This window comes from Limnobaculum allomyrinae (assembly GCF_016649425.1).
GTDB classification, from domain to species: Bacteria; Pseudomonadota; Gammaproteobacteria; order Enterobacterales; family Enterobacteriaceae; genus Limnobaculum; species Limnobaculum allomyrinae.
The window spans coordinates 99,740-125,647 of record NZ_JADRCR010000005.1 but is presented as its reverse complement, the minus strand read 5'-3'; the positions used below and the strand labels follow the sequence as shown (position 1 = coordinate 125,647).

26 protein-coding genes and 1 tRNA gene are annotated in these 25,908 nt (G+C 43.0%); 7 read left to right on the top strand and 20 right to left on the bottom strand.

Annotated elements, in window-relative coordinates:
• Positions 1 to 30: 30 nt before the first annotated feature.
• On the bottom strand, positions 31 to 1,341 hold the full coding sequence (locus I2494_RS11110; protein WP_218466943.1) for a hypothetical protein: 1,311 nt from the start codon (positions 1,339 to 1,341) through the stop codon (positions 31 to 33).
• 250 nt (positions 1,342 to 1,591) lie between these two features.
• Between I2494_RS11110 and I2494_RS11105 the strand changes: the two genes are divergently transcribed.
• From I2494_RS11105 to I2494_RS11095, 3 genes are all read left to right on the top strand, one after another.
• Complete coding sequence (locus I2494_RS11105; protein WP_218466944.1) at positions 1,592 to 2,248, top strand: inovirus Gp2 family protein; 657 nt, start codon at positions 1,592 to 1,594, stop codon at positions 2,246 to 2,248.
• Between the two features lie 117 nt (positions 2,249 to 2,365).
• A complete protein-coding gene (locus I2494_RS11100) occupies positions 2,366 to 2,581 on the top strand; it encodes a helix-turn-helix transcriptional regulator (protein WP_049130855.1) in 216 nt (71 codons plus the stop codon).
• A 301-nt stretch (positions 2,582 to 2,882) separates the two neighbouring features.
• On the top strand, positions 2,883 to 3,347 hold the full coding sequence (locus I2494_RS11095) for a zinc-ribbon domain-containing protein (protein WP_218466945.1): 465 nt from the start codon (positions 2,883 to 2,885) through the stop codon (positions 3,345 to 3,347).
• A gap of 68 nt (positions 3,348 to 3,415) precedes the next feature.
• Here I2494_RS11095 and I2494_RS11090 read toward each other — a convergent pair whose 3' ends face one another.
• Together I2494_RS11090 and I2494_RS11085 are read right to left on the bottom strand one after the other, a co-directional pair.
• Positions 3,416 to 3,715: a hypothetical protein gene (locus I2494_RS11090; RefSeq protein WP_218466946.1), complete on the bottom strand. Its 300-nt coding sequence runs from the start codon at positions 3,713 to 3,715 to the stop codon at positions 3,416 to 3,418.
• 78 nt (positions 3,716 to 3,793) lie between these two features.
• Positions 3,794 to 4,246, bottom strand: a complete 453-nt coding sequence (locus I2494_RS11085) for a helix-turn-helix domain-containing protein (RefSeq protein WP_228350925.1) — start codon at positions 4,244 to 4,246, stop codon at positions 3,794 to 3,796.
• 412 nt (positions 4,247 to 4,658) lie between these two features.
• On the opposite strand from I2494_RS11085, the gene I2494_RS11080 reads away from it, so the two are divergent.
• Genes I2494_RS11080 through I2494_RS11070 form a run of 3 tightly spaced genes read left to right on the top strand, consistent with a single transcriptional unit; the run spans position 4,659 to position 10,489 of the window.
• Positions 4,659 to 6,266 (top strand): type I restriction-modification system subunit M, encoded by a 1,608-nt coding sequence (locus tag I2494_RS11080; protein ID WP_218466948.1) that lies wholly within the window; start codon positions 4,659 to 4,661, stop codon positions 6,264 to 6,266.
• Positions 6,266 to 7,516, top strand: a complete 1,251-nt coding sequence (locus I2494_RS11075) for a restriction endonuclease subunit S (RefSeq protein WP_218466949.1) — start codon at positions 6,266 to 6,268, stop codon at positions 7,514 to 7,516. Before I2494_RS11080 ends, I2494_RS11075 begins: the two co-directional genes overlap by 1 nt.
• A gap of 57 nt (positions 7,517 to 7,573) precedes the next feature.
• On the top strand, positions 7,574 to 10,489 hold the full coding sequence (locus I2494_RS11070; protein ID WP_218466950.1) for a type I restriction endonuclease subunit R: 2,916 nt from the start codon (positions 7,574 to 7,576) through the stop codon (positions 10,487 to 10,489).
• A gap of 201 nt (positions 10,490 to 10,690) precedes the next feature.
• Here I2494_RS11070 and I2494_RS11065 read toward each other — a convergent pair whose 3' ends face one another.
• The 16 genes from I2494_RS11065 to rlmE form a co-directional block, all read right to left on the bottom strand.
• Entirely contained in the window at positions 10,691 to 11,107 is a 417-nt protein-coding gene (locus I2494_RS11065) for a hypothetical protein (protein WP_218466951.1), read from the bottom strand.
• 21 nt (positions 11,108 to 11,128) lie between these two features.
• Positions 11,129 to 11,569, bottom strand: coding sequence for a hypothetical protein (locus I2494_RS11060; RefSeq protein ID WP_218466952.1), 441 nt, complete (start codon positions 11,567 to 11,569; stop codon positions 11,129 to 11,131).
• Between the two features lie 42 nt (positions 11,570 to 11,611).
• Entirely contained in the window at positions 11,612 to 12,070 is a 459-nt protein-coding gene (locus tag I2494_RS11055) for a hypothetical protein (RefSeq protein WP_218466953.1), read from the bottom strand.
• Between the two features lie 188 nt (positions 12,071 to 12,258).
• Entirely contained in the window at positions 12,259 to 12,891 is a 633-nt protein-coding gene (locus I2494_RS11050; RefSeq protein WP_218466954.1) for a DUF805 domain-containing protein, read from the bottom strand.
• A gap of 51 nt (positions 12,892 to 12,942) precedes the next feature.
• Positions 12,943 to 13,788, bottom strand: a complete 846-nt coding sequence (locus I2494_RS11045; RefSeq protein ID WP_228350924.1) for a GTPase family protein — start codon at positions 13,786 to 13,788, stop codon at positions 12,943 to 12,945.
• Between the two features lie 377 nt (positions 13,789 to 14,165).
• Positions 14,166 to 14,456, bottom strand: coding sequence for a hypothetical protein (locus I2494_RS11040; RefSeq protein ID WP_218466956.1), 291 nt, complete (start codon positions 14,454 to 14,456; stop codon positions 14,166 to 14,168).
• A gap of 131 nt (positions 14,457 to 14,587) precedes the next feature.
• The gene (locus tag I2494_RS11035; RefSeq protein WP_218466957.1) at positions 14,588 to 15,859 is read right to left on the bottom strand and encodes a tyrosine-type recombinase/integrase; all 1,272 of its coding nucleotides are present in this window, start codon (positions 15,857 to 15,859) and stop codon (positions 14,588 to 14,590) included.
• Positions 15,860 to 16,058: 199 nt separating this feature from the next.
• Positions 16,059 to 16,145: transfer RNA gene (locus tag I2494_RS11030), tRNA-Leu, on the bottom strand.
• A gap of 54 nt (positions 16,146 to 16,199) precedes the next feature.
• Positions 16,200 to 16,529, bottom strand: coding sequence for a preprotein translocase subunit SecG (gene secG / locus I2494_RS11025; RefSeq protein WP_218466958.1), 330 nt, complete (start codon positions 16,527 to 16,529; stop codon positions 16,200 to 16,202).
• A 305-nt stretch (positions 16,530 to 16,834) separates the two neighbouring features.
• Positions 16,835 to 17,656 (bottom strand): hypothetical protein, encoded by an 822-nt coding sequence (locus I2494_RS11020; protein WP_228350923.1) that lies wholly within the window; start codon positions 17,654 to 17,656, stop codon positions 16,835 to 16,837.
• Between the two features lie 213 nt (positions 17,657 to 17,869).
• Complete coding sequence (locus I2494_RS11015) at positions 17,870 to 18,487, bottom strand: GH25 family lysozyme (protein ID WP_218466960.1); 618 nt, start codon at positions 18,485 to 18,487, stop codon at positions 17,870 to 17,872.
• A 98-nt stretch (positions 18,488 to 18,585) separates the two neighbouring features.
• Positions 18,586 to 19,926, bottom strand: a complete 1,341-nt coding sequence (glmM, locus tag I2494_RS11010) for a phosphoglucosamine mutase (protein WP_130590263.1) — start codon at positions 19,924 to 19,926, stop codon at positions 18,586 to 18,588.
• Between the two features lie 7 nt (positions 19,927 to 19,933).
• The gene (gene folP / locus I2494_RS11005; RefSeq protein ID WP_218466961.1) at positions 19,934 to 20,767 is read right to left on the bottom strand and encodes a dihydropteroate synthase; all 834 of its coding nucleotides are present in this window, start codon (positions 20,765 to 20,767) and stop codon (positions 19,934 to 19,936) included.
• A 163-nt stretch (positions 20,768 to 20,930) separates the two neighbouring features.
• Positions 20,931 to 21,872 (bottom strand): hypothetical protein, encoded by a 942-nt coding sequence (locus I2494_RS11000; protein WP_218466962.1) that lies wholly within the window; start codon positions 21,870 to 21,872, stop codon positions 20,931 to 20,933.
• A gap of 190 nt (positions 21,873 to 22,062) precedes the next feature.
• Positions 22,063 to 24,015, bottom strand: coding sequence for an ATP-dependent zinc metalloprotease FtsH (ftsH, locus tag I2494_RS10995; protein WP_168189577.1), 1,953 nt, complete (start codon positions 24,013 to 24,015; stop codon positions 22,063 to 22,065).
• Between the two features lie 47 nt (positions 24,016 to 24,062).
• Positions 24,063 to 24,692, bottom strand: coding sequence for a 23S rRNA (uridine(2552)-2'-O)-methyltransferase RlmE (rlmE, locus tag I2494_RS10990; RefSeq protein ID WP_130590259.1), 630 nt, complete (start codon positions 24,690 to 24,692; stop codon positions 24,063 to 24,065).
• Between the two features lie 115 nt (positions 24,693 to 24,807).
• On the opposite strand from rlmE, the gene yhbY reads away from it, so the two are divergent.
• Positions 24,808 to 25,101: a ribosome assembly RNA-binding protein YhbY gene (yhbY, locus tag I2494_RS10985; RefSeq protein ID WP_130590258.1), complete on the top strand. Its 294-nt coding sequence runs from the start codon at positions 24,808 to 24,810 to the stop codon at positions 25,099 to 25,101.
• 86 nt (positions 25,102 to 25,187) lie between these two features.
• On the opposite strand, the gene greA is transcribed toward yhbY, so the two are convergent.
• Complete coding sequence (gene greA / locus I2494_RS10980; RefSeq protein WP_130590257.1) at positions 25,188 to 25,664, bottom strand: transcription elongation factor GreA; 477 nt, start codon at positions 25,662 to 25,664, stop codon at positions 25,188 to 25,190.
• Positions 25,665 to 25,908 lie beyond the last annotated feature (244 nt).

Below are 25,908 nucleotides of genomic sequence, written 5' to 3'. Positions count from 1 at the left end.
TATATATGTTTGATTTTTTATTCAAATTAATTAACCTTTATTAATATTACTTTCCAGCGTCGGTGTCAGGTTTCTTATTTTAAAACTACCGGGTATGTGATAAATGTTAATTTTTAGCTCTGGATTAATCTCACTGTAACGTGCGTTAAATGTATTAGGTAATACCTCCTCAGGGGGTGAAAGTGGAGACATGGGAGACTGTTTTGTAAATTTTTTATCATTTTCCTCATATTGTACACCAATAAAAAAACCACCCTTAACGGAATCAGACGCCAGGCCAATATACAGGAGATGTGAGTGTTTATTTCTGTTCCAGCCTTTCGTTGCCACGCTTTTAAAAGTACGGTACTCAACAGAATTAAAATCAAGATGCTCCATTGCATTACAATATCTTTTCCCTAATAAATCATGTTTGTTAAATGTAAAGGGAATACAGCGAATGTTTTTGGCTCTAAAATCAATATAGATTACTCCACCACCAGAATCCAGCCTTACGGATTTATATTCAACAATTATCTCATTAATAAAAATCAGCCATAAATCAGAAAAAATAATATTTTCATCCCCGAACACTCTCACCCATTCATTAGGCTTTATTTTTTCAATATGGTCATTAATAAGCCTCTTAATTTCCTTTTCAATAATTGAAACATTAAGCTTTCCAAATTCATCCGATGTGAATTTTAGCAAGCCGCTTTCGGATATATGTCCATCCGCCATATAAAGACGTACAGAATGTTTAATATACGGTGTATTCAGAGCGATATGAAATTCATCATCGCTTTGCTGTTGTTGCTCAATAACGTTCTTACTGGCCTTACTGAAGGCATCAACCACGGGATCTCCATTACCCTCAAAAAGCCGGAATGAAACCAGTTTCTCAATAGCCTTCGACTGACTGATGTGGTTTTCCGCTGCAATCTTAGCAATTACATCCTTCAGCCTTTTTGATGAAAAATTCACCATAATTCTGTTTTTACCTGCCACACATCCTCCTTGTCTGTTAACGGTACAATGCTGATTCAGGGATGCACTAATCATCATTTTTACAATTAATTTTTTATTGATAAGTGCATCCCCAAAAGTGATGCACTTTCTTAAAAAATAGTGCATTACAAATATAGCGCTAAAAAGTCCATCACTCCAGTACATCTCTGGATGTAGGCTTCTCTTACTGTGAGATACGGCAGGGTTTACGTAAAAAAATACTGGGGTACTTACTGTATGTAATCTCCATTCCAGCCAGTTTTCATCAACCTCTAAATAACGTGTACATATCGATGCCACGCCGCTCAAAACTATCAAAAAACGCCATGCATAACTCAGGAGTGAGTTCCACATGATTTCATGTCGATTGGTACCTGTTTTGGTAGGTTTCTTCTTCTATTGCAAACCACCCATTCTTACCGTTCTGTTCTCCGTATTGTTAATAATGGACATACAGTAATACCCATAGACACAGAGTCATAACCATGGAGACAGGTCAGAGAAACGACAGTAATCAGAAGGGACAAGAAGAGAGCAACCTCATTCCGTAAATCATTACCAGAGATCCGATGAACTGACCTCAATCAGCTAAGGACTCAACGCAATGAGCAAGAAGAGAAAGCACAAGAAGACATCTGGTAGAAACGACTCTAATCCGTACTATGTCCGGCGTATCAAAGAAACCATCGATAAAGCCCTGGAGCACTATCCCCGGTTGCTGGCTGTCAGGTTTGACCTTCGCTTTCCTGATGAAGAAGAACGGCTGGACTGCCCTACACGTTACTACGACTACCCTGACGTTATCTCCCGCTTCATTGACTCAGTGAAATCCCAGATAGCTGAAGACATTAAACGCAAGAGAAAAACCGGTAAGGGAACGTTAACCTGCAAGGTGAGATATTTCTGGGTAAGGGAGATTAATCAGGAGGAAACAAAGCACCACTATCACGTGATTCTGCTGCTGAACAAAGACGCATACCCATGGCCGGGCAGGAGACATACCGAAACGTCATTCGACCGCTACAGTGTGTTTCAGAAGGTCATTAATGCCTGGATACGGACTATCAAACGTTCAGACTCTCATAGAGACCATCATGGACTGGTTCATCTTCCTGTTTCTGGTTTTTGGCAGTTAAACCGTAATAATCCCGATTTCAAAGTCGATTACGAAGAGTTGACCGACAGAGCCATGTATCTGGCGAAGATACGCAGCAAAGATAAATCAGATGGTTATCGCAACTTCGGGTGTTCTGTCAGGTAACGGTAAAAATTATTTTATTACTGACATGTGGATGTTGAGAAGGAGAATGCGTCAACGGTTATTCATTACAGCCAACGCTTCTCCATAACTCTCAATAATCCATATGGAGACATACTCATGGATGCTCAGAATAAGACACACCGCCTGCTTGACGATAAAATGGTTAATATGGCTTTCATCACCAATTTTACTGGATTGACGGATAAGTGGTTTTACAAGCTGATAAGCGAAGGGAAGTTCCCTGAGCCAATTAAATTAGGCCGTAGTTCCCGCTGGATGCAAAGCGAAGTGGAAAAATGGGTTCAGGAACGCATTGACCAGTCACGAGGTTAATTTTAAAGAGTTAATCACAAGCAGGAATTTAAACAGTCTGTAACCCGCTCAGAAGCTAACAACATCATAAATTCAATAGATTCATCACATTAGCTATAAACCCCTCTCAAAATCTCTTACAGCGCATTTAAACAGCAACATCAGGATTGACGATATCTAGACGCCCATTAATTAAATGGTTGCGTGGCTAATTTTGAAAGGATACTCGTCTTTCCTGATTGTTGTTTCATTGAAGATGATTACCGACAGCAGGAAGTGAATAACTATGCATAAATCCATCTTGCAGGATGTGAAGCTCTACATGGCCTTCGACAGTGAAGACCATTACGTCATGGTGAACAAAGCCTCCGGTAACGGCCAGTGGTTCTGTACCGACTGCCATTGCCCTTTGAAGCTGTGTAACGATACGACTGGAGAAGAAGTCTGGTTTGAACATGCTCCCGATGATGAGACAACGAAAGCACAGGTGACGGGATGCGGCCATCTGTTAGCTGCAATCAGAAAGCGGGTCTTCATAATGCGCTTACGCACGATGATTAACGAACTGGATACGTTGGTAGCAACGAGATACTGGTTTTGTGTATGGTGCCATTCGCACTACCAGGGAGACAAGTACTGTAAGACCTGCAAAACGGGGATTTACAGTATCAGCCGAGGAGAGTGGAACTGGAATTACAGTCAGAAGGAAAACGTGCCTAATAGCGATGCCAGCAATACTTTTGACGAACAACCGCACCAGACAGCCATTGAGCCATTGAGCCATTGAGCCATTATGACGCGTCAGTCATCTACAGCGTCACACATCGCTTAACCATCAAACACCCAACACTCGCTTCAAAATTGAGTGGAACTGAATGTCCACAGTGATTCACCATACACCGCTGATTCGTCAGTACGGACAAGATCAAAGCATTCGCAGAAAGGACACCAGATGACGCGATTAAACGACTCTTCGGGATAAAGGCGCTGAAAAGTTTCACGAAAAAGCTCTTTTAGTATGCCAGCATTAGCTACGCCGGGAGTCTGAAATAGCTTCCCAAAAATCTCACTAACGGGCCGCCCCTGTTGTCCGGCTACATCACGAAGCACCCTGTTGACCATTTGGGTATGTTCACTTTTGTGTCCTGCCCTCATTACCTACCGCCTAAATCTGATTATTGATGTTGAATATGCCGCATTTTACCAGCATCCTCGTTTCTATGGGCATCGTACTCATTGCCGGGCTTTTGGCTTGAGTGGATTATCGGTAATGAGATCCGGCTTAAATACCGCATTCAGACCACCATACTGAAACGCGGTGATAATGTTGATTCTGTCTTCAACACGCAAAGCTTCAGTCATCGTGCTCCACCACTTCGCGATCTCTTCATCTGGCAGGCGGTTGCTTACCTGACCAGTTTTGTCGATGTGTGGTTCTCCTTCTCCCGTAATGAGCCAAGTCAGGGAGCAGCCGGTATGCGCTGAAATAGCTGCCACAGTGTCGATACCCGGCACCGTGCCAGAATTAAGGTATTTCCTCACTGAGGCTTCAGAAAGCTTGCAGTCTCTAGCAAAAGACGCGACAGATTGTTTATCGATAATCTTTTTCAGTCTCTTACCGAAATGTTCTAAACCAGTTTGTTCGTCGTCATTAACCCACGGTTTATGGCTGCGATTGCTTTCCACTCTCCCTCCTGACCCTAGCATCTAAAAGTATTGTCAATGATTTGATAATTGATAAAATAGTACGAAAAATACGCATAATTAGCAAAAATAAATCAAAAAAAACGTATAAAAGTACGACTGGATGTCAGTGAGATAGAACTATAGTAAGTAAGTGAAACTACAATATCTAACAGCCCATAACGATAGCGGGAGTTACATTTATGCAGGGTTTTCAAGCATTACAATGCATAATGTCATCGCCTACAGCCCTCTTTTCTTAGTGAGCGAAAGCACGCCCGGAACTGTATGGAGACATCATTATCAGGACACCTAATTGCACTGAATGAACAACTGATCCAGAACCTTCTCAGTGGTATCATTTAATGAAGTATTTCCCCCTTGTCGGGATCAGAACAAAACAACAGGAAGAAGCATGTCTCCCCAGATTGAAGCCCAAAATTTAAGCGAACTGCAAAGCCGTCTCTGGAATATCGCAGATACCCTGCGTGGTAAGATGAACGCTGATGAATTTCGTGACTATTGCCTTGGTTTCATCTTTTACAAGTATCTGTCCGAAAAGTTCGTGGCCTATGCCAACAAAATCCTTAAGGAAGACGGTATCCAGTACAACGAACTGACAGCTGAACACCCAGCCTATCAGGACATCATTGACGCGGTAAAAGACGATAGCATTCGGACGCTGGGTTACTTCCTGCCGCCAACTGACCTGTTTCACACCATGGCTCAGCGAGTTGCAGATGACCAGAAAGGTGAAGGTGTTGGTTTTATTCTGGAAGATCTGGCTACTACTCTGCGGAATATCGAACAAAGCACACTGGGTACTGATTCCGCTGATGACTTCAGTAATCTATTCGAAGATCTTGATTTGGGTTCCAGTAAGCTGGGTAATACAGCCAAAGCCAAAAACGAATTAATTGGAAAGGTTATTACCGAACTCGACAAACTGAGCTTTAACCTGAGCGAAGCAAGCTCCGATATCCTCGGTGACGCTTACGAATATCTGATTGGTCAGTTCGCTTCCGGTGCAGGTAAGAAAGCTGGTGAGTTCTATACCCCACAACCAGTATCCACGCTTCTGGCAAAAATTGTAACCACCCATAAGCTGAAGTTAAAAAGCGTTTATGACCCGACATGCGGCTCCGGCTCATTGCTGTTGCGTGTAAAACGCGAAGCCTCTTCTGTCGTTAAAATCTACGGCCAGGAAATGAACCGTACTACCTATAACCTGGCACGGATGAACATGATCCTGCATGGTATTCATTATGCTGACTTTGAAATCATGCAGGAAGATACGCTGGAGCATCCGCAGCATACTCATCTGAAGTTTGATGCGATTGTTGCCAACCCGCCGTTCTCGGCCAAATGGAGCGCCAGCCCGTTATTTATGAATGATGACCGCTTTGCTCAATACGGCAAACTGGCTCCATCCAGCAAAGCAGATATGGCATTTGTGCAGCATATGTTCTATCACCTTGAAGACGACGGCACGGTGGCTGTCGTACTACCACATGGCGTACTGTTCCGTAGTTCGACAGAAGGCCATATTCGCAAGTTCATGATTGAGCAACTGAACTGTATTGACGCAGTAATCGGGCTACCTGCCAATATCTTTTATGGCACAAGTATTCCGACCTGTGTACTGGTGTTGCGTAAGTGCCGCAAGCACAACAACGGTATTTTGTTTATTGATGCCAGCAACGATTTTGAGAAGGTGAAAACCCAAAATCGCCTGCTGCCGGAACATATCGACAAGATTGCAGATACTTACAATGACTGGAAAGCAAATGAGAAGTATAGCTATATAGCGACCCTAGAAGAGATCCGAGGTAACGATTACAACCTCAACATCCCTCGCTATGTTGATATCTTTGAAGCAGAAGATGAAATTGATCTCAATGTTGTAGCCCATGAAATTCATGAACTGGAAGGCAAAGTAGCCGAGATTGATAAAACCATTGCTGGATTCTGTAAAGAATTGGGGATTAATGTGCCGTTTAAGTTGGCAGAGGGGGATAAGTAATGAGTGTGCCTAAGTTAAGATTTCCCATAACTGATAGTGAATGGTATGAAAAATCGATAATAGACTTGGCTGATTATGTTGACTATCGGGGAAAAACACCTAATAAAACTGATAGTGGAGTATTCTTGGTTACGGCCAAGAATATCAAACAGGGATACATAGATTACGAAAGCTCACAAGAGTTCATTGACCCTAGTGAGTATGATGAAGTAATGAGAAGAGGCAAGCCGAAAATTGGCGATGTTTTAATTACTACTGAAGCGCCCTTAGGTAATGTTGCAACTATCGATAAAGAGAATATTGCCCTTGCGCAAAGAGTTATTAAATATCGAGGGAAAGAAAAGCTACTACAAAACTCATTTTTGAAACAGCTTTTTTTATCTCCATCGTTTCAAATGGAGCTCATCAGCAAAGCTACAGGCGGAACAGTTCAAGGTATAAAAGGAAGTGTCTTACATCAAATAAAAGTATGTATTCCGAATATTAAAGAGCAAACCAAAATTGCAAATTTTCTGTCATCTGTTGACGAAAAAATCTCGTTACTAAACAAGCAGTACAACTTGCTATGTGAGTATAAAAAAAGTGCAATACAGAAGATTTTTAGTCAGGAATTAAAATTTAGGAATGAGAATGGTAATGCCTACCCAGCCTGGAAAATTAAACCCTTTAGAACAGTATATAGTCTTTTAGGCACTAATTCTTTATCCCGAAATGAACTTAACTATGAAAATGGGATAATTAAAAACATTCACTATGGTGATATACATACTAAATTCAATTGCCGATTTGATATAAATAAAGAATTAGTTCCTTATATATCTGATCATATAAAAATAGCCGAGGACAATTTCTGTAGAAAAGGGGATTTAGTCATTGCGGATGCTTCTGAGGATTACAATGATATTGGCAAGTGTATTGAGATCATGAACGTCGGGCAGCGACAGATGGTTGCAGGATTACACACTTTTTTAGCAAGACCGTCTACCCATATGGCTCCAGGTTTCGGCTGTTACATGATGCAATCATCAGAGGTCAGGAAACAGATAAAAGTAATTGCCACTGGTGTCTCAGTTTTAAGTATCACAAAGAAAAATTTATTAGAATTAATGGTTCCACTACCAAGTATTGATGAACAAACCAAAATCGCCAATTTTCTAGCCTCAGTTGACGATAAAATCATCATTAAAAAGTCTGAATTGGATAGGTTAACGACTTGGAAACAAGGTCTACTCCAGCAAATGTTCATATAAATATTAACCAGCTTGAACTGATTCGGGCTTTTCCGATAGAAAGGGTAGGACGCTCCCATGACAACGCAAAGTGAATACGAGTTAGAAACGCAGCTGGTTAACCAACTGGTGGGTATGCACTACGAACTGGTGAATGTCACTGATGAAGCCAGTATGAAGGCCAACCTGAGAAAGCAGATTGAAATTCATAATCGGCTGGAAGCTAACCCACTTACCGACAGCGAATTTAATCGTATTTTCCTGCATTTGACCAAAGGGAATGAAGTCATCGATCGTGCCAAAATCCTGCGAGATCGCTACCGGTTGCTGCGTGATGATGGTACAGAGAAATGGCTCATCTTTATCAATAAAGAAGAGTGGTGCCAAAATGAGTTTCAGGTCACTCGTCAGGTGAAACAATTCAATGCCGAGCAAAATACGCGTAAAACCCGCTTTGACGTCACGCTGCTGATTAACGGTCTGCCGTTGGTGCAAATTGAACTTAAGCGTCGTGGCCTAGGTTTGAAAGAAGCGTTTAATCAGATTGACCGTTATCATCGGGATGCTTTCTGGGTTGGCAGTGGCTTGTTCCAGTATGTGCAGTTGTTTATCATCAGTAATGGTGTCGATACCAAATACTACGCTAATAACCGTGCTAACCATTTCGAGCAGACCTTCTTCTGGACAGACGAAAAGAATGAGCCAATTAAATCACTGGAGAAGTTTGCCGAAGCTTTCCTGAAGGTGTGCCACATTGCCAAAATGATCACTCACTATACGGTATTGAATGAAACCCGTAAGTGTCTGATGGTGATGCGCCCCTATCAGTACTATGCCTGTGAAGCTATAATCCGGCATGTGAAAGACAGCCTCTATTTGCAGGGAAAACCTCGTAATGGATATATCTGGCACACAACCGGTTCCGGTAAAACTTTAACGTCGTTTAAGGCCAGTCAGGTAATCATGTCGATGCCTGAAGTGGATCGTGTCATTTTTGTGGTTGATCGCCGCGATCTGGATTACCAGACTGCGAAAGAGTTTAATAGCTTCGCTAAAGACAGCGTAGATACCACCAACAACACCAGTACACTGATCAAGCACCTGAAGGTAACCAGCAGTAAGCTGACGCTGACAACCATTCAAAAGTTAAACAATGCTATTACTCATGAAGTCTATAAAGCACAGCTGGAACATCTTCGCAAAGAACGTATTGTCTTCATCTTTGACGAATGCCACCGCAGCCAGTTTGGTGATACTCACAAGGCTATCGTGAATTTCTTTGAAAATTCACAACTGTTTGGCTTTACCGGAACACCGATTTTTGCTGATAACGTCAATATAACCAATGGCATCAAGCAGACAACTGAAATGCTGTTTGATAAATGTCTGCACAAGTATGTAATTGTCGATGCCATTCGCGATGAAAACGTATTACGTTTTGCAGTGGAGTATGTAGGAACTTATCGCCGTAAGGAAACTAACAACGAAATTGATATCAATGTTGAGGATATCGACACTAAAGAGGTCATGGAAAGTGATATCCGGCTGGGCAAAATAACTGACTACGTTCTGGCTCACCATAATGCAAAGACCCGAAACCGTGAGTTTACCGCCATGTTCTGCGTTGGCTCGGTAGATATGCTAATTAAGTACTATAAACTCTTTAAAGAAAAACAAATTGAGCTACAGCAGGTCGACCCAACCTATAAACCGTTGCGTATCGCGACTATCTTTACTTATGCAGCGAATGAGGAAGATAAAAGCGATAAGGAGGCTGTTAACGGTTTACTGGATGAAGAAGATATCAGTCTGCCCCAAGGCGGAAAAATCGACATTTCCAGTCGTGATCATCTGGACAGCTTTATCCGAGATTACAATTCTCTATATGGTACTAGTTATTCTGCCAGTGATTCACAAAGCTTTTATAATTATTACAAAAATATTGCGCAGCGTACTAAGGAAAAAGGTATCGATATCCTGCTGGTGGTCAATATGTTCCTGACAGGCTTTGATAGCCCAACGTTGAATACGCTTTATGTAGATAAAAACCTGCGTTACCACGGTCTGATACAGGCATTCTCCCGTACCAACCGTATTCTTAATGAGAAGAAAAGCCATGGTAATATCGTCTGCTTCCGCAACCTGAAGAAAGCCACTGATGATGCTATCGCACTGTTCTCGAATAAAGACGCATCCTCAGTCGTGCTGGTTAAACCTTTTGAGGAGTACCTGAGCGACTATCAATCTGCTGTAGATACCCTATTAACCCTAGCCCCCACAGTTGAAAGTGTGGACAACCTGCCGGATGAAAAAGCTCAACTCGCCTTTGTGACTGCCTTCCGCGACGTGATGCGACTTAAGAATATACTGGAAAGCTTTGCGGACTTTGACGAAGTAAATAAACCATTATCCGATCAGACACTAGCCGATTACACCAGTAAATATCTCGATATTTATGACAAGGTGAAAAAACACTCTGATAAAGATAAAGTATCTATTCTGGATGAAGTCGATTTTGAGGTTTCATTAATTCATCGTGATGAAATTAACGTTGGCTATATCCTGCGATTACTGGCAGGCATCCAGGCCATGCCGCCGAGAGAACAGCAGGAACAGAAGAAAAAAGTCATGGATATCGTTGACAGTGATGTTACGTTACGTAGCAAACGTGAGCTGATTGATAACTTTATCGAGGAAAATCTGCTGCATGTCTCTCATGATGAGGATATCACTCAAATCTTCGAAACCTACGTTGAACGGGAAAAACGTAAAACCATAGCAAAACTTTGTGCCGAAGAAAAACTGGATGAAGCTAAAATTGCTACCTTACTGGATAATTACCTGTTCACCAATGTAACTCCCCGAGAGGATGAAGTAGCGCGAGCACTGACATGGACACCCAAAATACTTGAAAGAAAAATGGTGCTTAAGCGAATTTATGAGAAGGTTTGCAACGTGATAGATACATTTATCAACGGGATGAGGGGGTTTTAATTGAAGAGGTATATTCCCCGCCATATAAAATGGTGGGGAATTATTATGCTCTCTTTGTCAATGTATTTACTCCTACGATTCAATGGCAAAAAAAAGGTATGGGAAACTGTATATAAAAAAATCAAATATATTACTCAGACCTGCATTGATAATAATGATTGCTATTGTCAGTACAGATCTGAGCATCAATGACGTAAACCGTTAATGGAAATATTCATACGTTTTATTGACGTAGGCTTTATCTCCACTATCAAGTTCAATCTCAGCCAGAACTTTACTATAATCAGATTTCTGCACGATGAGAGCAGAATTACCAAATTTATCTTCCATTACCCCGTAAATAATATCACCATTTTTAATATCAAATCCTCCAGCCATACCTCCTCCGCGAGTAACATCATTGCTATCTTTTTCTAGAATAATTTCTGGTTTTCCAATAGGTCCAAAAGTGTATCTATAACCTTCCTCCGTTTGGCAGAGTTCTACCGCTTTCGTATGTTTTATGTTATAAGCAAAGAAAATAAGGTTTTGCTCTTGACATCCATGCCATTTGGCAAAGGAAGAAGCGGAAAACAAAGCAACCAGAGTCAGTATTGCAACGTTGGTTAATTTTTTCATGAGGTATTTCCTTTATTAAACTTATTTAACATCAGGAATGCCTTTTGCAGAAAGATCGCTTCTCGCTTTAATTGTACCTGGAATACAATTAAATTCTTCAGTTGGTCTTCCTGTTTCATCCTCAAATAAAAGCGATGCCCTAATGACGCCATTTTCGGTTATTGGTAAGAATTCAATAACCGCTCTTTCACCATTATCAATAGTTCCAATTAAGGTAAAATAAGAGTCCGAATTGCCATATCCCTGTTTAGTACTCTTCGACGCTTTATCAATAATAATAACATTATCATCTGGTGAAAATTTAGGTTCACTATAGGCAATATAAATACTGTCATCATCATGCGTAACGAGCATATCTCCTCCATTTTCAAACTTACACGACAGATCAGCTACATTTGCAAAAGAAGAACCTGTAAACATAACTCCAGAAATAAATACCACACCAATAATTAATTTCTTCATATTGTATTCCCTTTATTAAAAATATTTAATCATTGTTTTGATTTAAAAATCAACATCAATAATTCTGTATTGATACTCATTTTTTTCTTTATTAGTCCAAGCGATCTGATAGGTAAAATCATAGGTTTCAATATCTGAATCCGCACGCATAGTTAACGAGCCACTACATTGCCTCAATCCAGCCTTTTTGTCGTACCATATTTCTTCAACTTTTGAGATTGTAGTTTTAGGATTATAAATGCTGGGATCTTGTCTTTTAATGAAATTATTAACAAGAGTTGGCAATTTATCGTTGATTAATTTTGAATTATTACAGTCAGGTAAACCATCGCCAAACGCACTAAATATAAATACAAGCAATCGCAAAATACAGAGAAAGAAGAATATAAGAGCAACAAAAATCCATATTTTACCTTTCTTGTCTTTAGCGTTATATTTATCCTTCCATGCAGCAATGACATTTTTAATGATATTATCTTTTCTTTCAACTGATTGATTCATTTTATTATCCTTGAGGAATTTAAAGAAATGCAACTAATAATTTCTTTCGTAGTTATCCCTAAACAATTAGATTTTGTCACTTTTCTTCACGAAAAGACAACATTAGGTAATATCAATTTTCTTTTGATAAAAACCGATATTATTTTTCGTAGTGAGGTGACTTATATAAGTCACCTCATGCGAATAACTTATTTAGTTGGGTAGCCCCACTGGTTTGGCTCTGGTTTTGTATCAATACATCCAATAACAATACCTACAATACCACCAATCAACGGAATAAATAACAGAATAGCGAGCCAGCCAGGGAGGTTAATATCGTGCAAACGACGGACATTAAGAGCAATACCTGGAATAGCACCAAGAATAATAACCAACCAAAGAACTCTCATTTCCCCGTAGAACATTATCATGTCAATAAAGAATGCGATAACAGCTGGACCTAATACCATTAATCCAAACATCCAATACTCTTTTCTACGTGCTCTTGCAGAAAAATTTGTACAATTATTCAGACATTTCATAAACCAATCGATTATATTATAATTACGTTCTTTTTCCAGTATAGCAATATGCTCGCTTTCACTTCCTAACGCTTTTATATTGTTAATGGTGGCGAGATTTGATTTTTTAACCGGAACTAAAACAAGAAAAATATCTTCAGCCACGTTTCCTTCCGCGACCCCAAAATCAACAGCGTCACCACGTTTAGGTGTGGACTGTTCACGCCAGTCTTTCCCCTGAAACGTATAACGCTGGTCATCATTACCGCTGATAATCCCGATGCTTGTTTGAACTGAAAAATCAAGTATGGTGCCTTTCATTTTTTCACCTTAATTAATTATATTTAATTGATATAAAAGAGATAATAAAATTTAGCCAAAGAAAAAACTCCAGGCTTTCTTAATTCCTTCCACCACCAGTTTTTTGGCTGCCTTAGCCAGAGCTGCGGCAGGTTTAGGGATCGGGGCCATATCAATGATTTCATCGATAATCTGATCTACGGTGTCTCCGAAACCGTCGGTGGCTTCTTCTATGACCTTTTCTGTTTTGTGCTCCTCTTTGACCTGGGCCGCTACTGCGCTTTGGGCGTACTTTGGGAGCGCCCGAACCATCTCTTCAACCAGATGAGTCACGTTGTAACCCTCATTGGCCGATACAGCGACAATCGGATGTTCAGGAAAACCAAGGTACTGACTGATGTACTCTTTCTTCTCGGCGATATTTTTCATCTGACGGGGAGAGGGACAACAATTCTGCTCATCCCATTCCCGGAATGGCTCGATTTTGTCCACCTGATTCAGAACAAACAGCATTTTCGATTTGCCTCCGGCAGGGATAAGCACCTCTTTGTAGAAACGCTCATCGGGTGCCAGAACGCGATCGTCCCCCTTGATAACCCACAGGATCAGGTCGAGTTTCGGCATCAATCCGCTATAGAGCTTTTCATACTCACTGTCACGTTCGGCGCTTTCGCCCACGCCGGGGATATCCACCAGATAAAGAGAACGTTTCCCAAACTGGATACGCACTTCCTTTACTTCGCGGGTACAGGCTCCCACATCGCTGACCGGGCATTCTTCCCCTTTGAAAATGGCATTACACAGGCTCGATTTACCTGAGCCGGTTTTACCCATAATGCCAATTCGGGGTTCATAACCGACGATCTCATTCAACCTGCCGAGAACGATTTTTCTGATCCCCTCAGGTAAAATGTCCACAGCCTCCTTTATCGGATTGCCACCTGCCTTTGCTTTTTCTTCCATTTACACCCTCTCTTTGCTTACCAGCCAGACGAACCATTCGCTGCCAAAAAACCTAAACGGTCTTCAAAATACCCCGCAGGTAACGATCTGATTGAAGACAGATTTTTAGTGATCTTTTCAGGAAGGCCGAGAAGTGTAAAATTGTTAATACCGATCAATAATCTAAAACCGATCGTTTAAATCAATAGGCAATAACGATCAATTGCATTATTTTAATCAGAAAAAACCATTAAATGACGTGAATTGATCGTCAGTACAGATCAATCAATAAGGAGGGGGTGAAAGGAATGGATGTATTACTGAAGGAGGTCGAGTAAAAAACATCAACATAATCAATCGAATGTATGCTCACAGTCCCGACACGCATAACGATCAAACAGCACGCCATCCATAGCAGAACCAGTAACAGCCCCAGCGGTTGCACCGGCGACAAACCGTCCCAGTAATGCGCCAATAATTGCCCCTGTCGCTGTACCCACCACAGGCACAACTGAACCAATCGCCGCTCCCGTTCCTGCACCACTGAGTGCGCCAGCCGCTCCGCCGACAATACCTCCCGTCTTCCTGCCAATATGACGTTCACTTACACGGTCAGAGCCGCATTCCGGGCATAACGTAGTCATTTTATAATTCTCCTGATTTCAGTTCGTTAAAAAGCAAAAAGGCACCCGAACGTTAAAGTACGGATGCCTTCTTTATGTAATAGCTCATGTTTAATCTACAGGGTTATGGGGCTAACATGCAGCAGTACGTGTTATCTGGTCAGCATGGGGTTATTAAGTTTTGCATAATCAAACGGGCTAATTGTTTCCTCCCGGTTAGCATCAAGAAAATCCGCCCACCATTGCAGCATCAGTCTGCGTTCGTCGATAAACTCGGCCTTATGAATATACGCTGCGCGTACACCGTTACGCTCCTGATGGCTCATCTGACGTTCTACTGCATCTCTTGACCATAATCCCGACTCAATCAGTGAACTACAGGCCATTGTGCGAAAACCATGACAGCAGATCTCCGTCTTCGTGTCGTAGCCCATGTTTTGCAGTGCTTTATTAACCGTCCCCTCACTCATTGGCTTTTTAGCAGAGTGATCGCCAATGAAGATCAGTTCGCACTGACCGCTAACGCTCTGCACGTTCCTGAACAGCTCCAAAGCCTGGCGGCTCAGCGGAACCAGATGCGGAGTATGCATCTTCGCACCACGCTCAGAAAACTTAACGCCGGGAATAGGTTCACGCACGGGTGGAATCGTCCACATCGCTGTTTCAAAATCGACTTCCGGCCAGCGGCCAAAGCGCATTTCACTGGAACGAATAAAAAGCAGCAAATTAAGCCTGATAGCCCATTTGGTAAACTCCCTGCCCTTATATTCATCAACTCGTTTCAGAAGCTCTGAGAGGCGATTAAGCGGTAATGCAGGACGATGTTCAACCTTACCTGCCAGGATCGCGCCTGCCATATCCTGCGCCGGATTGTAGTCAATCATTCCATTCTGCACGGCGTAAGTCATGATGGCAGTGGTACGCTGCTTTAAGCGCATAGCGACTTCCAGCCGCCCAGAACGCTCAACGGCCTTGATGGGTATAAGAAGGTCTTTGGTTTTGAGATCGGCAATGTGGACCTTACCGAGTGTGGGGAAAAGATGTTCTTCAAGTCCTTTCAGAATGCGTTCACTATGCAACTCTGACCATTTCTTGTTTTCTGCGTGCCAAGCTCTGGCAACCGCTTCAAAGGTTCTGGTTTCATCCAGTTGCTTTTCCTGCTCTTCCTTTTTATGTACACGAGGGTCAATACCCGCCGCGATCAGCTTCCTAGCTTCATCACGTTTTTGACGAGCATCAGCGAGAGAAACTTCAGGGTAAACGCCCAATGCCATCAGGTGCTGTTTACCAGCAAATCGAAAGCGCATCCTCCAGTATTTAGAACCTTTTGGATGAACTAGCATAAACATGCCGTCGCCATCAGTAAGCGTGTACTCCTTCTCCTGCGGCTTTGCCGCTCGGACTTTGGTGTCTGTCAGGGCCATAGTCATGTCCTTCTATACTTGCCGTGAGTATATAAAACGTCATAGTGCTAGCTTATATACTCATTTGTATACTCACAAGCATGTTGATGTGGGTTGAATTGTATTGACCTGGGGAGAGTAGAGGATGCGGGAAAAGCCAGTAACTACGCGGGTTTTAGATACAAAAATGGACGTCAGTTGACGTCCATTGATTTAATATTGGTACCGAGGACGGGACTTGAACCCGTAAGCCCAATCGGGCACTACCACCTCAAGGTAGCGTGTCTACCAATTCCACCACCTCGGCACTACATTGCTCTGCTAATGGCAGGGTAATCCTGCCACTGATACTCTTTATCCCTTAACGAGGGATGTCGCTGCTTGGGGTCTGAGGAGCTGGTTTGGCTGGCTCAGTTTTTACCGGAGTGCTCAGGTCATCCCACTCACCGACTTTTTTGTCCTGATGTGTGCTCAGGTTACCCAGCGCCAGGCTGATAACAAAGAACAGCGCAGCTAAAATTGCTGTGGTTCGGGTCATGAAATTACCTGAACCGCCGGAACCAAATAAAGTCGCAGATGCACCAGCACCAAAAGAGGCACCCATATCAGCACCTTTACCTTGTTGCAGCATGATCAGGCCAATCAGACCGATGGCTACCAACAGGAAAATAATAAGAAGCGCTTCGTACATATTCTTGCCTTTATCCTTGCGGGATAATCCCGTGCTAAAGCTTTAACCCGTTATCGGAGTAATTCATGTTGAATGATGTCAGTTATTATACCCGACCGGAGCGGGTGTGAATACTAACTAAAGCCAGAAAGAGGTGCAAGTGCATTTTCACAGTCAACGCGTATTTGCAGAAAAAACCAACACCAGATCGAGTATTCGTATCAGTTTGTTAAGTGATATTGCCCTGAATGACAATATCTTGCCTGTTTATATCAAACTTCTCAGGTTTTTGGTCTGAGCCCTGACAGCAACAATAATTCTGATACTCAGTAGTATACTATCGTGCGGTTCTGGATGAATTTATTATCCTCAGTACCCCACTCCGCTTGCAGCCAATTGTAGTTTCTATCGAAATAGGTGTAGTACTTTTCAGCCCGACGCTTTTGCGTTGAATAAGCAATGGCCTCACCGACAATGCGTTGTAACATATCTTTATCGTTATAATCAAAGTAGTAGGTGGAAACAAAATTATTTCGACTGGTTTTGAAGTCGCGGCGAGCTAAAAAGCCCTTTGAGTTGTAATAATACTTTTTAACCGTATATTTTTTAGCACTCTCATATCCGGCTTTTTGTTTTTCAACCACCTCGCTCAATTGAGCATTCTCGTTATAAACATACTCACGAATCCATTCGCTATTCATTAATTCGCTGCGAACAATTCGCCCCTGGCGGTCACTCAAATAGCGGACAATGACTTTACCTACATCCGACTCCTTACCATCCATCAACCACTTAATACACTTTATCCAGTGGCCTTCTTTGTTCTTATAGATCTTAGTCACTGATTCACCACGTCGATTTTTTTCGTGTCGTTCAAAAGCGGCCAGATTGCCTGAAATATCGTAATCAATCCAGCTGGTACTTACCCACTCACCATTTTGGTGAGTAACTTCTTCCAGTTTTTTTACCCGATAATCAGGGGGAAATATAGAGTGGCTGGCATTCTCAGTTAATACCAAATTTGCAGAGAAAATAGCATTCTCTTTTGTGGTTAAACTGTTATAAGAGGTCAAAGCGTATGAAAAAGGAGAGAGGATAAATGCGACTATCGCTGTAAAAAAAGAGAGGGTAAAAAAACGCGCTGTCATCATGGCTATCCTGCGGTTGTTACTGTAATTCCGTTGCGCTGGATTCTACCATTGGAAAATAGTTTCTTACAATGACTATAAATGATGTAAATTAATTTAGAATTAATTCTTAATGAGTGTCTCAAACTCCTCTTCAGTTCCATTAAACGTGTTGAGATCGACAACAGTTTCAATTCCGTCTAAACGCCCCCGATTCGCATATTGCCAGAACAATCAGGAACGCTGATCTTTTAAGGCCGGACGACGATATATGTTTCTAATCCAAAGTGGATTTTGCTCAAATCTTCCGACCAGAAAGTCGTCAAAGAACTCTTGAGTCACATACAAAATGGGCTTTTTTTGATAAAAAACGTCAAGCCGTTCAATAAGTACGGCTATTTCCGCCAATACTTGCTCTTTTCCCGTGGTTAACTGGCAATTACCGCCATATTCCAAATCAATTACCGGAGGTAGCATATTCGCTACCTTTGGTACGGTTTCAATAAAATTGATCGCCTGCTCTTCCCCGGATCTGCAAAAGGTAAAAAAATGATAGGCTCCCACCACAAATCCTTGTTCACCAGCATGTTGCCAGTTGGAGGTGAAAGACTTGTCTTTAAAGTCACCACCTTCCGTTGCTTTGATAAAAACAAAACGCACTCTTTCCTTATCTAACTGTTGCCAGCTAATTTCATTCTGATGATGGGATACATCAATCCCCTGAACCGGATACTCAGTAAGCGATGGATAATTAAATCTGATATAACCGCTATACAATCCATATATAAGCAGTGATCCAACAAGGATTAAGCCTAAAAAAATGATGAATGCTTTATTGATTAGCTTATACATGGGTATGTGGCGTCCTTGCTTACAACGGCCCGTTTATAGTTAAACAAAGGGCGGAAGTATTTCCGCCCTTTACATCAACTCAGTATCTAAAAAACAAATTAGCCTGCAGCTTTTACTGCATCCGCAATACGGTTAGCCAATCTCAGAACTTCTTCATCGTTCTCGCCTTCTACCATCACGCGAATTAATGGCTCAGTTCCTGATTTACGTAACAATACCCGGCCACGACCTTCCAGCTCTTTTTCTACTTCAGCAGTTACATTCATTACTGTTTCATTAGCCAGCGGATCGTGTTGTCCGGCAAAACGCACGTTAACCAACACCTGAGGTAACAGCTTCATACCGCTACATAAATCATGCAGAGACATGTGATTGCGCACCATGGCTGCCAGTACCTGCAATGCGGCAACGATGCCGTCTCCGGTGGTTGTCTTGTCTAACAGAATAACGTGACCTGAATTTTCAGCGCCAATAGTCCAGCCAAGCTCCAGCATTTTTTCCAGCACATAGCGGTCGCCCACTTTCGCTCTGGTAAATGGAATGCCCAGTTGCTTTAACGCCAGCTCCAAACCAATATTGCTCATCAGCGTGCCAACAGCACCACCTTTAAGCTGGCCCTGACGTAAAGATTCACGAGCGATGATATACATAATCTGATCGCCATCGACTTTATTGCCCTGATGGTCAACCATAATTACCCGATCGCCGTCGCCATCGAACGCAATACCCAAGTGCGCCTTTTCAGCCACAACACGCTCTTGCAGCAGACGGACATCCGTTGCGCCGCATTTTTCGTTAATGTTCATACCATCGGGATCGCAACCGATAGTAATGACATTAGCACCCAGCTCACGCAGCACGCTCGGTGCGATGTGATAAGTTGCGCCATTTGCACAATCGACCACAATCTTCAGTTCACTCAGGCTAAGTTCGCTTGGAAAACCACCTTTGCAAAACTCAATGTAACGACCGGCAGCATCATTAATACGGCTGGCTTTACCCAGTTCAGCAGACTCAACACAAGTCAGTGGTTTTTCCATTTCGGCTTCAATGGCTTCTTCAACTTCATCCGGCAGTTTTGTACCGTCAATAGAGAAGAACTTGATACCGTTATCGTAATAAGGATTATGAGAAGCTGAAATAACAATACCAGCTTCCGCACGGAAGGTTCGGGTCAGATAAGCAACTGCCGGTGTTGGCATTGGGCCAGTAAACGAAGCAGAAAGCCCCGCAGCGGCCAAACCAGCCTCCAGAGCTGACTCCAGCATATAGCCAGAAATACGCGTATCTTTACCGATAATTATTTTACGCGAACCGTGGCGAGCTAAAACTTTACCAGCTGCCCAACCTAGCTTAAGCACAAACTCAGGCGTAATTGGATGATCGCCCACTTTGCCCCGAATACCATCTGTACCAAAATACTTACGATCGCCGCTCATGTTATCTCTATTCCTTAGCAGAAAGTGTTGCTTCAACAATTCGCATTGCTTCAGCGGTTTCTTTTACGTCGTGAACACGAATAATTTGTGCCCCCTGCATCGCGGCGATTGTTGCACAGGCTATGCTGCCAATAACCCGCTGATCGGGAGGAACATTTAATAATTGCCCAACCATCGATTTTCTCGACATTCCAACCAGAAGAGGAAGGCCAAAATGGTGAAAATCTGACAGATGAGCCAATAACTGGTAATTGTGCCTCAAATTCTTGCCAAAACCGAACCCCGGGTCGAGCAATATCTTCTCTCTGTCCATACCGGCGTTAACACAGCGGGTAATGTGCTCAGTAAAAAAGTCATCAACTTCAGACACTACATTGGTATATTGCGGTTCATGTTGCATGGTTCTGGGCATCCCCTGCATATGCATCAGGCATACGGGCAGCCCGGACTCAATGGCAACTTCTAACGCCCCCGGTTCTTGTAGCGCCCGGATGTCATTAATCAGATGAACGCCGACCCGGTGAGATTCTCTCATAACTTCGGGCTTATAAGTATCTACAGATACCCATACTTCAAAATTTTTTGCTATAGCTTCCGCAACCGGAATAACCCGCTCAAGTTCTTCATCCGTTGGAACTTCGTCTGCTCCGGGGCGAGTCGACTCACCACCAATATCAATAATGGTTGCCCCAGCCTGAATCATCTCATTGGCATGGCGCAGGGCATTTTCTATCTGGCGGTAACGACCTCCGTCAGAAAAGGAGTCAGGCGTTACGTTGAGAATTCCCATCACCTGAGGGTAATTGAGATCTAACGTTAATCCCCTACTTTCTAACTTCATGATGAATTCCTTAAGACTTGATAAGACATGACTATCGTGCGGATACCTACTCGAAGATAAGTGAGTAGATACTTACAAATTTAATAAGACGATCAGAATATACCAGAACAGAGGCAGGGATGAACATTCCGTTCAAATTCCCTGCCTTAAGAAATGAAAATAGTTAACCGGTAATTTTTAAGCTCTCAGCAATCTTTCTGAACTCTGGCAAGTATTGTTCACTTTGTTCAGCCTTAACAAGGCCTTTAATCACGTAGTAAGTGCCATCAGATTCCACAATCAGCTGATAGACCTTCATTGGTTCGTGATTCTTTGCATTCTCTGCATTAGCCAATAACTCAACGCCATGATGACCGTTTATATCGACGGATTTAATACTCTCTTTCTGCACGGCAATTTCTATCAGAGAAGCCGTATTCATCATATGCTTTTCACTGAAAGCCACCAAATCGCCAATCGCTACTTTGCTATACGATGAAGCAATGACCATCATTGGTTGAACCCCAGCGGCTGCAGGAGCCGCATCGCCAGACAGGCTTAATATCAGCATATTATTAACCCGGCGAATAATCTTAAGATTATCGGACTCCTGAACCGAGTAGCCCAGCGCATCCAGATTCAGTTTGCCTTCTTCTTCCTTTGCAAGATCCATACTAATCAATGAACGCTTAATAGCATCACCCAGTTTAGCCTCTTCCGCTGCAGGATAAGTACCCACTAACATCAGTGAACGCTTGCTGTCTCCCTGAAGTAATATCCATTTATTGAACTGTTGATTATTGGCTGTCTGGCCAATTTTATATAACCATACTTTACCTTCATGGCTAGTGGCTTCTTCAGTTCCCAGCAGGCGAACGCCTTCTGTTTTCATCAAATCGGGGATAAATGCATGTTTAATCTCTTCCAAAGGGGCAGGCATTTCATTAACCATAATAGATGCGCCTGCTGTTTCATTCATATACCCGGTAAACTGTTTGGATAATGAAAAACCAGCCGGTGGTTCAATAGAAACTGAAGTGCCAGGAATACGTTCTGCAGCCTGAGCCACACTAAGTAAATTGCAACCAGCCAACAATACAGCTGCCATTAATCGAAACATCTTCATCGTTATAATTTCACTCCATAAAATCAAAATCATCCCTTGAATAGCACCGTGGCAGCCAAAGGTGTGTTTAGACCACTGTAAAAGCACCTGACAATAGCACACATCAAAAAGGATGTTACATCCCGGATTAATATTTTTGAGATAAAAAAACGGCTCCCGTTTGGAAGCCGTTATCATTTATTTGTACAAATTAAACCGCTGGTTTGTCACTTGGTTCATCAGTCTTGCTGAATTCCGGTGACGCTGGCTTTTCTTCTGGCGTTACCGGTGGTTGAGTATTGCTGGCCGGTGGCTTAGTTCCACCGCTCTGTGCATCATCCCAACCCGCTGGAGCGCGAACTTCACGACGAGCCATCAAATCATCAATTTGCGGAGCATCGATGGTTTCGTACTTCATCAACGCATCTTTCATCGCATGCATAATGTCCATATTGGCTTCCAGGATTTCTCTGGCACGCTGATAGTTACGTTCAATCAGCAGCTTAACTTCCTGGTCGATAATACGTGCAGTTTCATCAGACATATGTTTGGTTTTCGATACTGAACGACCTAAGAAAACCTCGCCCTCTTCTTCTGCATACAACAGAGGCCCTAATTTTTCAGAGAAGCCCCACTGAGTCACCATGTTACGGGCGATCGAGGTAGCAACTTTAATATCGTTAGAAGCGCCGGTAGACACTTTTGCCGGCCCATAAATCAGTTCTTCAGCTAAACGACCGCCATAGAGTGTTGATATACGGCTTTCCAGCTTCTGACGGTTCTCACTGATAGCATCGCCTTCCGGTAAGAAGAACGTCACGCCCAGCGCACGACCGCGAGGGATAATGGTAACTTTATGCACGGGATCGTGTTCCGGTACTAAGCGACCAATAATCGCATGTCCTGCTTCATGGTATGCCGTAGACTCTTTCTGCTCTTCGGTCATCACTAAAGAACGACGCTCAGCACCCATCATGATCTTATCTTTGGCTTTTTCAAACTCAACCATCGATACCACACGTTTATTAGTACGTGCAGCGAACAGAGCAGCTTCGTTAACCAGGTTAGCCAAATCTGCACCAGAGAAGCCCGGAGTACCACGAGCGATTACAGACTCATCCACATCCGGAGATACCGGTACGCGGCGCATATGCACCTTCAGAATTTGTGCACGACCACGAACATCTGGCAGACCAACAACAACCTGACGGTCAAAACGGCCCGGACGCAGTAACGCAGGGTCAAGAACATCCGGACGGTTGGTTGCAGCAATGACGATAACGCCTTCGTTGCCTTCAAAACCATCCATCTCAACCAGCATTTGGTTCAGCGTTTGTTCACGTTCATCGTGACCACCACCTAAACCAGCGCCACGCTGACGACCTACCGCATCGATCTCATCGATGAAGATAATACAAGGTGCAGCTTTCTTCGCCTGTTCGAACATGTCACGAACACGAGAAGCACCCACACCAACAAACATTTCTACGAAGTCAGAACCCGAGATAGTAAAGAATGGCACTTTCGCCTCACCGGCAATCGCTTTTGCCAATAAGGTTTTACCGGTACCCGGAGGCCCTACCATCAGAATACCTTTTGGAATCTTACCACCCAGCTTCTGGAAACGGCTCGGATCTCTCAGGAATTCCACTAACTCGCTGACATCTTCTTTCGCTTCATCACAACCTGCGACATCAGCGAAAGTGGTTTTAATTTGCTCTTCCGTTAGCATGCGCGCCTTGCTCTTACCAAAGGACATCGCACCTTTACCACCACCGCCTTGCATCTGACGCATAAAGAAGATCCATACGCCAATCAACAGCAGCATTGGGAACCAGGAAATAAATACCTGTTGCAGGAATCCTGGTTGCTCCGGTGGTTCACCAACGGTTTTAACATTATTTTTCAGCAGAAGACTCAGCAGCAGAGGATCTTCTGTTGGCATGTATGTTGTATGAGACGCGTTATCTGGCTGCGTTTTATACTGAATTTCACGTCCACTTATCCGAGCTTCGCTGACCTGATTATTACTAACCTGCGTCATGAACGTCGAATAATCAATTCGGCGTCCACCCGACTCACTAGGCCCGAAGCTCTGAAATACGGTCATCAGCACAACGGCGATGACTAACCAGAGAATTAGGTTCTTTGCCATATCACTCAAGGAATTAACCTCATATTACAATGGTGTTAACAATACGCGTTAGGGTACTATAGTTTGCGCCCAGTCGCTACAATGTATACTTCACGTGAACGAGACCGTGAAGCATCGGGCTTACGGATCTTCACTGTTTTAAACAGGGCCCGGATTTCTCGTAAATACTCATCAAATCCATCCCCCTGAAAGACCTTAACCACAAAACTTCCACCTGGTGCTAGCACGTCTTTACACATGTCTAACGCCAATTCAACCAGATACATCGCCCGGGGAATATCAACGGCAGGAGTACCGCTCATATTTGGCGCCATATCAGACATAACTACCTGAACTTTACTGTCACCGACGCGCTCAAGCAAAGCCTTTAGCACCATCTCATCACGAAAGTCGCCCTGAAGGAAATCGACTCCGGCAATTGGATCCATCGGTAAAATATCACACGCAATTACTCTACCTATGTTACCAATCTGTGTCACAACATATTGCGACCAGCCACCAGGAGCTGCACCTAAATCAACGACCGTCATACCCGGTTTAAACAGTTTGTCTGCTTGCTGTATTTCATCTAGTTTAAACCATGCGCGGGAACGTAGCCCCTTTTTCTGCGCCTGTTGTACATATTTGTCGTTAAAGTGTTCTTGTAACCAGCGCGTTGAGCTGGCCGAACGCTTTTTATTACCCATGTGGTATTCCAACCATAACTTAATATCAGGTTTTACACCAAACCTTGGTGATAACTATCAGATGGCGGTAGAATACACCGTTTTCAACCCCCAACCCCAAACTGACGTAAAGAAAATGAATCTATCTAACAAGCAAAAACAGCACCTTAAAGGCCTAGCGCACCCGTTAAAGCCGGTTGTCATGGTAGGTGCAAGCGGTCTCACTGAAGGCGTTCTCGCTGAAGTTGAGCATGCTTTAGAGCATCATGAACTCATCAAAGTAAAGATATCAACAGAAGATCGTGAAACTAAACAATTGATTGCAGACGCGATCGCTCGTGAAACTGGCGCTAACAATGTGCAGGTGATTGGTAGTGTTTTAGTGCTCTATCGAGCCAGTAAAGACAAAAAAATCAGCCTGCCACGTTAAGTTTGATGAAAAAAGGTGATAATTGTCGCCTTTTTTCATTTCTTTACACTCGGTCAAATAACAACCGGTATAAATTCGGTTGGTGACTAAAGGTATTCGACGTTCAGAATTTCAAATTCGATATCACCACCGGGTGCTTTAATCACAACAACATCATCGGCTTCTTTACCAATCAGACCACGAGCCATCGGCGAGTTAATTGAGATCAGATTTTGTTTAAAATCAGCCTCATCATCACCAACAATCCGATAAACAACCTCTTCTTCTGTTTCCAGATTCATCACTTTAACTGTCGCACCAAAAATCACCCGGCCGGTATAAGGCATCTTGGTAATATCAATGACTTGTGCATTAGACAGTTTAGCTTCAATCTCCTGAATTCGCCCTTCACAGAAACCTTGCTGCTCACGTGCTGCATGGTATTCTGCGTTCTCTTTCAGGTCGCCGTGGGCTCTTGCCTCAGCAATATCAGCAATAATTTTTGGTCGACGTACACCTTTTAAGTATTCGAGCTCTTCGCGCAGCCTTTCTGCACCCAGTAACGTCATTGGAATTTGTCGCATACTCTTATATCCCTCTCAAATCACTTGTCACGCTCAAATAATCAGTGATTTATATAATAATCAACCTATAGCAGTCGGTGACTCCCACTGCTTTTATAAGCAAAAAACGCCCGGTCCGGTATAACTTCGCCAGACCAAACGAGATGTCATAGATAAATGCCATTTTACCTTAGAGTTGCATTGGGGTCATCGTTTACTTTTATTCTTCCGCTGGCATTCGATAAAGTCGTGATAACAACAAGGG